Source organism: Shewanella sp. FJAT-51649, from assembly GCF_019457435.1.
Lineage (GTDB): Bacteria > Pseudomonadota > Gammaproteobacteria > Enterobacterales > Shewanellaceae > Shewanella > Shewanella mangrovisoli.
On the sequence record NZ_CP080411.1, the window covers coordinates 4,442,834 to 4,454,521 of the forward strand.

General features: G+C 49.2%; 8 protein-coding genes. 6 read left to right on the forward strand and 2 right to left on the reverse strand.

The features are described from left to right. The first annotated feature begins 59 nt into the window (after window positions 1–59). Window positions 60–1,214 (forward strand): porin, encoded by a 1,155-nt coding sequence (locus K0H59_RS19440; RefSeq protein ID WP_039977503.1) that lies wholly within the window; start codon window positions 60–62, stop codon window positions 1,212–1,214. A gap of 203 nt (window positions 1,215–1,417) precedes the next feature. Here the strand turns inward: K0H59_RS19440 and K0H59_RS19445 are convergent, their stop codons facing one another. Then, complete coding sequence (locus K0H59_RS19445; RefSeq protein WP_220054093.1) at window positions 1,418–3,763, reverse strand: YgiQ family radical SAM protein; 2,346 nt, start codon at window positions 3,761–3,763, stop codon at window positions 1,418–1,420. A gap of 212 nt (window positions 3,764–3,975) precedes the next feature. Beyond that, window positions 3,976–4,374 carry an MAPEG family protein gene (locus tag K0H59_RS19450; protein WP_088212244.1) on the reverse strand — a complete coding sequence of 133 codons (399 nt, stop codon included), beginning with the start codon at window positions 4,372–4,374 and terminating at the stop codon, window positions 3,976–3,978. Between the two features lie 155 nt (window positions 4,375–4,529). Between K0H59_RS19450 and K0H59_RS19455 the strand changes: the two genes are divergently transcribed. The 5 genes from K0H59_RS19455 to K0H59_RS19475 all read left to right on the forward strand — a co-directional run bounded on the left by K0H59_RS19455 (window position 4,530) and on the right by K0H59_RS19475 (window position 11,684). Beyond that, window positions 4,530–5,750, forward strand: coding sequence for a threonine/serine exporter ThrE family protein (locus K0H59_RS19455; protein WP_011718608.1), 1,221 nt, complete (start codon window positions 4,530–4,532; stop codon window positions 5,748–5,750). A gap of 175 nt (window positions 5,751–5,925) precedes the next feature. Next, entirely contained in the window at window positions 5,926–7,566 is a 1,641-nt protein-coding gene (locus tag K0H59_RS19460) for a ShlB/FhaC/HecB family hemolysin secretion/activation protein (protein WP_088212243.1), read from the forward strand. 132 nt (window positions 7,567–7,698) lie between these two features. After that, the gene (locus K0H59_RS19465) at window positions 7,699–8,193 is read left to right on the forward strand and encodes a hypothetical protein (RefSeq protein WP_220054094.1); all 495 of its coding nucleotides are present in this window, start codon (window positions 7,699–7,701) and stop codon (window positions 8,191–8,193) included. A gap of 528 nt (window positions 8,194–8,721) precedes the next feature. Continuing rightward, window positions 8,722–9,666, forward strand: a complete 945-nt coding sequence (locus K0H59_RS19470; RefSeq protein ID WP_220054095.1) for a DmsE family decaheme c-type cytochrome — start codon at window positions 8,722–8,724, stop codon at window positions 9,664–9,666. Between the two features lie 14 nt (window positions 9,667–9,680). Continuing rightward, window positions 9,681–11,684: an MtrB/PioB family decaheme-associated outer membrane protein gene (locus tag K0H59_RS19475; RefSeq protein WP_220054096.1), complete on the forward strand. Its 2,004-nt coding sequence runs from the start codon at window positions 9,681–9,683 to the stop codon at window positions 11,682–11,684. The last annotated feature ends 4 nt before the right edge of the window (window positions 11,685–11,688 follow it).

The window sequence follows — 11,688 nt, forward strand, 5'->3', positions numbered from 1 at the left end:
GACCTTAAGCCACAGTGCCTAAGGTCCCCAGACAAAACTTGCCTAATTTCGGTGGAACTATGAAAAAAACATGCATCGCTCTAATGCTACCTATGCTGTTGGCCGCCACCAGCAGCCAAGCGGTTGAACTCTATAACGATCAAAAAAACTCATTAGATTTAAGTGGTTGGTTAGGCTTCGCGGCACTCAACGACAGCCACGATACCTCAGTCATTGATGACTCCTCCCGAGTACGATTTAGCTTTGAACGCAGCGAGAGAAATGGCTGGACCGCCTTTGCCACCACGGAATGGGGCATCAACATGGTGTCCAGCGATGACAGTTTAGTGATGCAAGGTGGCAAACTGGCCGCCGAAAAAACCGAAGACTTCCTCTATAACCGTTTAGGTTATGTCGGTATGTCCCACGATGAATGGGGTAGCCTCAGCTTTGGTAAGCAATGGGGCGCTTACTACGATGTCGCAGGCACAACGGATTTACCGAACGTCTTCGCCGGATATAGTGTCGGCGCCTACGCCTTTAGCGATGGCGGGCTAACAGGAACAGGCCGCGCCGACTCCGCGTTTATCTATCGAAATAGCTTTGGCCCAGTGCAAATTGCCCTACAATACGCCGCCAAAACCAACGGTAATGTCACCTTAAAAAACGATGACGGCAGCGAAATGGCTAACTCTGAGCTCGATTTCGACAGCAGTTACGGTGCCAGCTTGACCTACTCACTCACCGACAAATTTAAACTGCTCGCCGGCTTTAACCGTGGCGACTTTGAAGGCCACCTAGGTAACACCCAAGTCGATGAAACCAACGAAATCGTCGGTATCGGCGCCATGTATGGTGACTATTACCACTATGCCGATAACCGCGAAGCAAGCGGTCTCTACGTCGGCTTTAACGCCCATCAGAGTAAGAACAATGAGCTGGTCGGCGGCGATCTCTACGATGCCACTGGTGCCGAGTTGATGACGGCCTACCAATTCGATAATGGCTTTGTGCCTATGATTGTCCTCAGCTATTTGGACTTAGATACAGATGCCAGCACACCCATCCAAGGCAAATGGACCCGCCAATTCGCTATGCTTGGCCTGCACTACCGTTACAGTAACGACACTGTGATGTTTGCCGAAATGAAGTTAGATTTCAGCGACATGGATGATCCAGCACTCGAAGCGCAGGAAGATAATGGCTTTGCGGTAGGGATTAACTACTTCTTTTAGGAATGGAAAGTCTTCATCAGGCTCTCCCGTACATTGAGGGATAGTGGCTCACGTTCCTCATATCCGTGGGCCCATTTGAGACTGAGGTGCGGCGCACGTTCCGTCTACAAACGCTCGCCACACACTCATTGGATGGTACCGCTGGTTTACCATCATCTCTGCGCCACTCCAAATAGGTTTACTGGAGTGGCTTTTTTTCGCCGTTACTTAGCGTGCTGACGGCCTGAAGAGGCCTTATTTCCGCGGCCTTGGTGCCTAGCTTTACCCTGCTCAGATTTTCCCTTAAAACCCGACTGACCAAAAGGAGCCTTAGCTCCCGGACGGCTGCTATTAGGTTGCTGACTTTGCGTTGCATTCGCCCCAGACTTAGGCCCCTTAGGCTTGCTTGTGCTCGGTTTGCCCTTGGCATCGCCTTTGCCCTTACGCTCATCGAACTGATTGCCCGAGAAACGCGTCAGGGCTTTTTGGCCTTGGTTAGCATCCTTCATCCATTTCGGGCCACGTTCGTTGCGCCCTTCTGGTGGAACGAGGTGATTCGGACTGTTACCAATCAAATCTTCGCGTCCCATGGCAATCAAACCTTCGCGGATAATCGGCCAACCTGCTGGGTCGTGGTAGCGCAGCAGCGCCTTATGCAGGCGGCGTTGGCGGCCCTTCTTCGGCACAGGCACCACTTCACTTGTGTGCTTCACGTTTTTCAACGAGTTCAACTCAGTGTGATAAATGGTCGTTGCGTTTGCCATTGGCGATGGATAGAAGTTTTGTACTTGGTCGAGCTTAAACTTACGCTCCTTCAACCAGAGCGCGAGGTTGAGCATATCCTCGTCGGTCGTGCCCGGATGCGCCGAAATAAAATAAGGGATCAGGAACTGTTCTTTACCCGCTTCCTTAGAATACTTGTCGAACAGCTCTTTAAACTTATCGTAGGCGCCCATGCCGGGTTTCATCATCTTGCTGAGCGGCCCTTCTTCGGTATGCTCAGGGGCGATTTTCAAATAGCCGCCTACATGGTGCTGGACCAACTCTTTGACATAGGCCGGATCTTCAATCGCTAAGTCGTAACGCACACCCGAAGCAATCAAGATTTTCTTAATGCCGGGCACGGCGCGAGCGGCGCGGTATAAGTCGATAGTGTGTTTATGATCTGTGCCTAAGTGGCCGCAAATCGATGGATACACACAGGATAAACGGCGACAGGTTTTCTCCGCTTTTTCACTGGTACAGCCGAGGCGATACATGTTGGCAGTTGGGCCGCCTAAGTCGGAAATCACCCCAGTAAAACCGGGCACCTTATCCTGAATATCTTTGATTTCTTTGATAATCGATTCTTGCGAACGACTCTGGATAATTCGGCCTTCGTGCTCGGTAATCGAGCAGAATGAACAGCCGCCAAAGCAACCGCGCATGATGTTGATCGACGTCTTGATCATGTCATAGGCGGGGATTTTGTCCTTACCGTAGGCAGGATGCGGCACCCGTTTATAGGGTAAATCGAAAACGGCATCCATCTCGTCGGTATTGAGAGGCCAAGCAGGCGGGTTCACCCACACGCCACGGTCACCGTGGGGCTGGAACAGCGCTCGCGCGCACCCCGGGTTTTGCTCTTGGTGCAAAATCCGCGAGGCATGGGCGTATAAATATTTGTCCTCAGAGACCTTTTCAAAGGCAGGCAACAGCACATAGGTTTTATCCCAAGGCTTAGGGCGTGCAGGCTGCACACTGATGGGTTTCGGCGCATCGTTATCGAAAATTTTAACATCCGATGGGCCAGATAAGTTGGCGCAGCCCACATCGTCGGCGCCATAGGGGTTCGGGATAGGATCGATCTTATGCAGTTGGTCGATCTTGCGCGAATCCATACCACGCCACTCGGGCATAGGCTCTTTACGGATAACCGCTGTGCCGCGCACATCCTGGATATCCGCAATCGCTTCACCTGCGGCTAAACGACGCGCCACTTCAACCAGCGGACGCTCAGCGTTGCCGTACATCAAGATGTCGGCCTTAGCATCGAAAATCACGCTGCGACGGACTTTGTCTGACCAATAATCGTAGTGCGCAATACGGCGCAGACTCGCCTCGATGCCGCCAATGATCACTGGCACATCTTTAAAGGCTTCTTTACAACGTTGGGTATAAACGGTCACGGCACGGTCGGGGCGCTTACCACCCACATCGCCAGGAGTATAGGCATCATCGCTACGAATGCGACGATCGGCGGTGTAACGGTTGATCATCGAATCCATGTTGCCAGCGGTGACACCAAAAAACAGATTCGGGCGACCAAGCTGCATAAAGGCATCTTTGCTCGACCAATCGGGCTGAGAAATAATCCCAACGCGGTAGCCTTGGGCTTCTAACATCCGGCCAATGACCGCCATGCCAAAGCTTGGATGATCCACATAGGCGTCACCAGTGACAATAATAATGTCACAGCTGTCCCAGCCTAATTTCTCCATCTCCTTGCGAGACATAGGTAAAAAAGGCGCTGTGCCAAAGCACTCGGCCCAATACTTGGGATGGCTAAACAGTGTGGATTCAACTTGCATCGATTTTGACCCAAAAGCGTAATGTCAAACAAAGGTGCAGGCAAAAACGGGCCGCACCGATTTAGGGACGCGGAGTATAGCAGGCAAACAGGGATAAGTGCGATTAAAAAAACAGCAGCCGAGGTGTTTTTCGGGGTATTTGCACCAATGTGCTCAATACCCCTAAAGTGGCTAGGGATATGGCCTAGACGGCCATTACCCTATCTCAGCAATTACAGACTTTGGGCAAAATGCACTAAGTTGACCAAGGCTAGGCTGATAGTCACTAACCAAGTGAGCAACACGCCCCAAAAACGGCCGAAATGATAGCCGCCTTTCCCCTGAGTTAACCCTATTGCATGGAGCAAGCGCGCCACAATCCACACAGTACCAAAACAATGCAAATAGAAATGCGCTAAGCCACCCGCCTCGGCCACCAGCATTAAAATCAATACGATGGGCGCATTCTCAATCAGATTCGCATGCACCCTGCCCGCCAGCGTCAAGGCATTGTTGCCGCCATCGCCGAGTCCGATTTTTTGGCTTCGTCTTAATTTCACCACTCGATAAGCCAGCGCTATTATCAACAACCCAGTCAAGCTGGCGTAAAACCCTGTTACCATCAACGGCATAGCGATTCCCTTTTAATTAACACCACCGCGGCATTTTCCGCAAAAATTCAGCAATTTATTTGTATTAAGCTTAAAAGCCATTAACCTTTTAGCGACAAGATAGGTTAATATGCGCGCGTGATCTCTTACAACTTTTTATACAGTGAATAGCCCGATTGGATAACGAACAGTTTCTCGAAAAGCGTAAATTTATCATTAAGCTAGGCAAGGCTTTACATAAGTTTGGCACACCCGCTTACCGTCTTGAAACCCATTTGCAAACCGTCTCACGGACGCTCGGAATCGAAGGTTATTTTTTAATCTCGCCGACCTCCATGACCTTCGTATTACAACACGATACCGATCAAGAATATAACCATGTCGCGCGGGTTAAACCCGGCGAATTGGATTTAGGCTCCCTCGCCCGCACCGATGAACTGGTGGATGAACTCACCTCGGGTAAACGCACACTCACCGAAGCCTTAGACAGGCTAGAGGAAATCGCCAATAAACCCAACCCCTACGGCCCAGCATTAACCTGTTTCTCCTTTGGCACCTCGGCGGCCGCCTTTGCCATGTTGATGGGCACGGGTTGGAACGATGTCTTTTGGTCAGGTTTGTTAGGCTTACTGGTCTATGGCTTTGTGTACCGCGCCGAGCGCTCGACGCGCATGGCGGAAGTCTTAGAGCCCTTTGCGACGATTGTTTGCGCCATTGCCGCCTGCGCCATTGCCCGCATTGACCCCAATATTAATATTCCCGTGGTGATCCTCTCCTCCATCATTATCTTCATTCCCGGCTTAGCCCTAACCTTAGGGCTGGCGGAACTGGCGGCACGCGACCTGATCTCGGGCACAGCGCGGATTATGGATGCCAGTATGTTGTTGTTTAAGCTGTACTTTGGCGCAGTGCTGGGGATGGCAATTGGTAAAGCCTTCTTCGGTGAAGCCATTCATATCGAGCCTGAGGGATTACCGCGCTGGGCAATTTGGTCGGCGGTGCCGATTCTCTCGATGGCGCTGGTGTTTATCTTTAAGGCGCGGATGCAAGATTCACCTTGGGGCGTACTAGCGGGGATAGTGGCATTCTTCTCCGCCATGTTAGGCGGGCACTTTTTTGGCGATTCTGTGGGGATCTTCTTCGGCGCCTTGGCGGTTGGAGTGTATTCCAATCTCTTCGCCCGTTGGATGAAGGCGCCCGCCTCGATTGCATTGCTGCAAGGTATCGTGATCTTAGTGCCCGGCAGTAAAACCTACATAGGGCTGAACGCGCTGATCTCCGGCGAAACTATGCTTAACCAATCCCATATTGGATCGCAGATCTTTTTGATCTTTATGTCGCTTATCGCCGGACTGATTTTTGCCAACGTCGTGGTACCACCAAGACGTACGCTGTAACATCCCCTCTCTCAGGGCTGGCGCCAACTCCAGCCCGATTCTTAAAGTAACCTTAAGTAAAATCATAATCTTATTAAAATGTTTCCTTGACTAATCGCCACTTCCCGTGTGTTATTAAATTGTGAAGCACAGCAGAATCTTAAGCTGTCGCCATCCAGTTTACGGGAGTGGTTTTATGCAGAAGTTTACCCTGTATGCATCGATTCTACCTTGTTGCCTCTGTGGTCTAGTCAGCCTAGCCAGAGCGGATGAGGTCGTGCCCAAAACTGCAACCGCCGAGGCCCCGAAAAAGGTGAGTAAGATTGTCGTGGTGAGCAACCCGATTTTCGATGAATCCGATCCCGATACATTTTTCATCCACCGCTGGGCAAACTATCTGCATATCAACACTAAGGAATATGTGGTTAAGGATAGGCTGACCTTTGGTGAAAACGATACTGTTACCCAAAAAGACCTCGACGAATCCCAACGTTTGCTGCGTGCCGAACCCTATATCCGCGATGCAAAAGTCTATGTCAGCGAGAAAGACCCTGAGGCAGATGCCCATCCCGATGATGAGTCGATTGTTATCGAAACCTGGGATAACTGGTCACTGCTCCCCACGGCCAGCTTTAGTAGCTCAGGCGGTGACACCCGCTACTCCTTTGGTGTGAAAGAAGACAACCTCTTCGGAACAGGCATACGCACCCGCTTAAAATATCAATCCGATGAATCCCGTACTGGCTATAAGTTCGCCTTCGAGGCGCCCATTAGCATCATCGACCACGGTATTGTTGCCGCCGAGTTTTACGATAATAGCGACGGCCAAGCTAAGCATGTGTATGTCAGTAAGCCCTTCTATTCATTGAATACTGAGACCATGTACTCGGCGGAGTTTTTAGATGATAGCCGCACCGATATCTTGCGGCAAAACGGCCAAGAGGTGAACGAGTTTGAGCACACTGTCGACTATCTCAATCTGCAATATGGCTGGCTAATCAATAAGAATAACGAACACTTATCGCGCTTTATCACTGGTTTTACCCAAGATAAGCACGAGTTTGCCAATTCAGAGGTGTACCCCACTTCCGAGTTACCCCAGGACAGAGACTTTATGTATCCCTGGGTCGCCTATGAGTTTATTCAGGATGACTTTCAGGTACTCAATAACGTGCACCTTATTCGTAATAACGAAGACTTTAACTTAGGTTGGCACCACTATATTCAATTGGGTATCGAGACCAATGATATAGGCGACAATAACCCAGTGGGCTACCACTTCAAATGGCAAACCACCCGTGGATATAAGTTTGATGAGCATTTATGGTTACTCGAAATGGGCGCCACCAGCACCTTAGGCACCACCCAAAAAGATACCTATCAAGCCAATGTTCAGGCCGAGTACTTCTATCAAATCAATCCTAAATGGATAGCCTATGGCAAGGCGTGGGCGAGTGTATCAAATAATACTTACCTTGATCTCACCGAAGGGCTTGGCGATGAAACCGGGGTACGCGGTTATCCCAACGAATATCAACAGGGCGATAACCAATGGTTACTCACCGCCGAAATCCGTAATTATCCCAATATCAACCTATACCAATTGGCCGAACTCGGTTGGGCGGTATTTGCCGATGTCGGCCAAGCCTCGGGCGGTCCGTTAGCGGCCAATAACGAAGTGAGTGGCCCGCTTGCCAGTATAGGTATTGGCGCGCGGATTTATTCCTCACGCTCCAGTTACGGCAACGTCGCCCATATTGACCTCTCAGTGCCCTACACTGGGGGCGATTCGGTCAACAGTTGGGAATGGCGATTCTTAGTGAAGCGCAGTTTCTAATCCATGGTTTAGCGCGCATCGGATATGCGCCTCGTTTTATCGCTGAGCACGCAGTTTTAGCAGTAACCGCTTGTCAGCCATCGACAAAGCGCATAGCGTAACTTAAGCGTTTAACGGGAATAAGGGACTAAGATGAAAAACTTCGCCGCTGGGCTTAACAACTTTTGGGTGGGATTATTCACGGGGATCATGCTGCCGCTGATTATCGTCGCAGGATTGTTATACGCCACCGTCGATAAATTCACCGGACTCATAGAAGACGCCGCCATCGCGCCTTTAATTAGTCGCAGCGAACAGACCTTCGACAAAGTCGATAATCTGCTTCTCACCTTAGACAATAAAGTCGACGACGCAAATTTAAAGGACGTAGCACTTTTAGCCCCGTTAAAGAACGCGCAGTTGTTCCCAGAACTACAGGCCCTCGCCAGTGGAGTCACCAACCTCAAACAGACAGTCGCCGATATCGATAAGCAAACCCTATTAGCAAACCTGCAGGAAAAGCTGCAAGCCTCACTGGCGACCAAATTCCCCGAGGAGCAAGCAAAAGAACTCGCTCAGAATCTTATTAATATTGCGCAAGTGCTTGCGAGCCAGCCCTCAAATAACACAATGCAAGCAGTACAATAATCCGTTCAACAATGCTTTGCTGTATTTTAACCAATCCTAATTAAGATGATTAATTTATGGCAATCATTTTAATTACCCCCCCCAAATTCTTACCAATATCAGTCTCCACTTAAAAATATCTAATTAATAAACGATATAACAATTTCAATTTACAACCTTTAAACTCGTAATTTCGAGATTTAAAAATCAAGAACAAGATAAGTAATTCTTATTTTTGTGACATCGAACAATTTCAATATCCGGCCAACAATAACTGTAAAAATCATTATTGCAACCTTCATTTAACCCAAAATACACCCCATTCAAATCTGAAACGCATTAGGCTGTATTTAAAGGAAAATAATATCACTCAATTGAGAATCAGTTACTCTTTACTGTGACAGACCCTATATAACCATACGTTTTATGTGCCAAATCCAGTTTTTAAAACAAGCCTTTCATATGCCTTAATTAAGCGCCGCCTCGAAGGTAACATTTACAGGAATTAATAATTCCAACCGTAAAAACAGTAAATAAAAGGCAGCTAATATGAGATGGCATAAAATAAAACGCTGGATAATAGGAGTTAGTGCATTACTTTTATTATCTCCCTCAGTAATAGCAGAAAAGACCCAGAGCAGTGAGCAACTTGAAAAGCTATTAGAACAAAAATTCACCGCGGGTCAATATTCTTCAAAAGGTGCTGACACCTGCCTAATGTGTCATAAGAAAAATGGCAAAGTCATGGCTATTTTTGAGGGCAAGCATGGTGACATGAGCAACTCAAATTCCCCAATGGCGGGATTGCAGTGCGAATCTTGTCACGGCCCTCTCGGTAACCATAACAAAGGTGGCAAAGAGCCAATGATCACCTTTGGTCAAGCCAGTAAGTTATCCGCGCCGACGCAAAATACTGTGTGTTTGGGTTGCCACCAAAATACTGCGAAAACGGGTTGGCATAATAGCTTGCATAATCTGGAGGAAATCGCCTGTGCCTCCTGCCATCAGGTGCATGCAGCTAAAGATCCAATCTTAGACAAACAACAAATTAATCAGACCTGTACCTCATGTCATACCCGCGAAAAAGCGGACATGAGCAAACGCTCATCCCATCCGTTGAAGTGGAACCAGATGACGTGTATCGATTGCCATGCTCCCCACGGTTCATCGAATGAGAGCGCCCTCAAAAAAGCCACGGTAAATGACACTTGTTATAGCTGTCATGCCGAAAAGCGCGGCCCCTTCCTATGGGAGCATGCGCCCGTCACCGAAAACTGCTCAACCTGCCATAACCCTCACGGCAGCGTGAACGAGGCCCTAGTTAAACAACGTGTGCCGCAGTTATGCCAACAATGTCATGCCGACGATGGCCATGCGAGCCGCGTGGTTAGCCAACCGAGTACCAATGCTTTTGGGGCGGGTATGGGTTGTTTGAATTGCCATAGCCAAATCCACGGCTCCAACCACCCTGCTGGCAGCAATTTTGCGCGTTGATTAAGGAGTCTGAGATGAAATTTAACTTGAATTTAATCACCATTGGACTGCTTGCCGTCTCTGCAAGCGTTAACGCAGCAGACTTTTCGGTTAAGCAAGCCAATACCAGCAAGGTCAACACCAACGCCTATCAATGTAAGTCCTGTACCGTAAAGCAGGGCTACCAGGGCGAAGTTAACGCCAATGTTGGCTGGGCAAGCAGTGACGATATCCACTCAGGTAATAACTTTGGTGACAGTGATGCGGGCTGGCGCGGCAGTGTCGGTGGGGATGTAAGTTATCGACAAGGTGAATACCACGCAGCGATGCAAGCCGATGAACTCGGTTCGGACAACGGTTATTTGCATTTGGAAGCAGGCAAAAACAATCTGGGCGGCATCCAACTCGATTACAGCCTACTGACCCGTTATGACGCCACGGCCCAAACCCAACTATGGCATAACAATGGATTGCTGCTACCCGATAGCCACACTCGTTCCCTTGACCTCGAATTACAACGTGAAAAAGTCGGTATCGGCCTTGAGGGCGAGTTAGATGCACTGCTTAACGGCCTTAAGGGTTATATCAACTATGACCACGAGGATAAAACGGGAAATCGTCGCAGCAGTTTATTAGCCAACTCTGGCCCAATAAACTTCGCCTTACCCGTGGATGCAACCACTCAAAATATCAATGCAGGTATCAGCATCGACCAACACCAATGGCAGAGTGAACTGGCCTATAACGGCAGTTACTACCGCAATCACATTAATCACTTAAGTCTGCCCTATGCTGACAATGTGTATGCCGCCACGCCGGATAACGACGCCCATCAAGTCTCGTTGACAGGCCAATATTTGCTTGGCAGCAGTGTGATTAACGGCCGTCTTGCCACAGGCCGAATGATCCAGGATGACAATCTCATCCAAGTCAGCGGTAATCCGCTGCAAAGCTGGGACGGCGAAGTGGAGACCTTGGACGCGCGTATCGGCTTCAGCAGTATGTTAAGCCCCCGCTGGCGCCTGAACGGTCAACTGGATTACAGCGACCGTGACAATAAAAGCTCTACCTGGGATTTTGCCCAATTTGAAGTCGACAACGTCAGTGGTGCTTTTAAGCAAAACGTGGCGATGGATATTCAACGCACCAACTTCAAACTGCAGAGTAGTTACCGTTTCAACAGCGACTATCGCTTACTCGGCGGTTTTGATTACAAAGCGGTTGAGCGTAACTATACCGAGCGTGAAAAGACCGAAGACAGCGCGCTATGGGCTAAGCTGAATATCCGCGTCATCCCTAAAACCGTGGTTGACCTGAAAGCCAGTTACGAAACCCGTGACGGCTCAACCTACGACAGTCTAGAAGCCACCTCAATCGAAGAAAATACACTGCTACGCAAGTTTTACCTTGCTGATAGAAACCGTAATGGGCTCGAACTCAGGGTTAATCATACTCCCCTGCAATGGCTAACGGTTGATTTCGATGCCCATTACAACAACGACGACTACGACAGCACCCTTATTGGTTTAACGGGGGTGAAGGACTACGGGTACAACGTACAACTCAGTGCCCAGCTATCCAACAGACTCAACGTTTTTGCTAGCGCAGGGCAACAGTGGATTGAGTCTGACATGGCAGGAAGCCAAGCCTATTCCTCCCCAGATTGGTACACCAATGTCGACGATGAGTTTATCGACCTCAACATTGGTTTTACCTACGACGGACTGATGGATGACCGCTTAAGCATTGGGGGGAATTACCAATTTGCGAACTCCGCAAGTGACACCCTAATCACCACAACCACAGACCAACCTTACGGCGATTACTACTCCTACAGCCACAACCTTGAGCTGTATGGCCGTTATGCCCTGAACGAGCGCATGGGACTCAAGCTGAGCTACCAGTTCGAACGTTACTACGACACTGACTACGCCGAGGTCAGCCCCTATGCCGTCCCAGGATTAGTGACCTTGGGTGAGCTTAATCATAACTACAACGCGCATCTGCTGATGTTGACCTTCAGCTACATGCTGCCTTGATTTA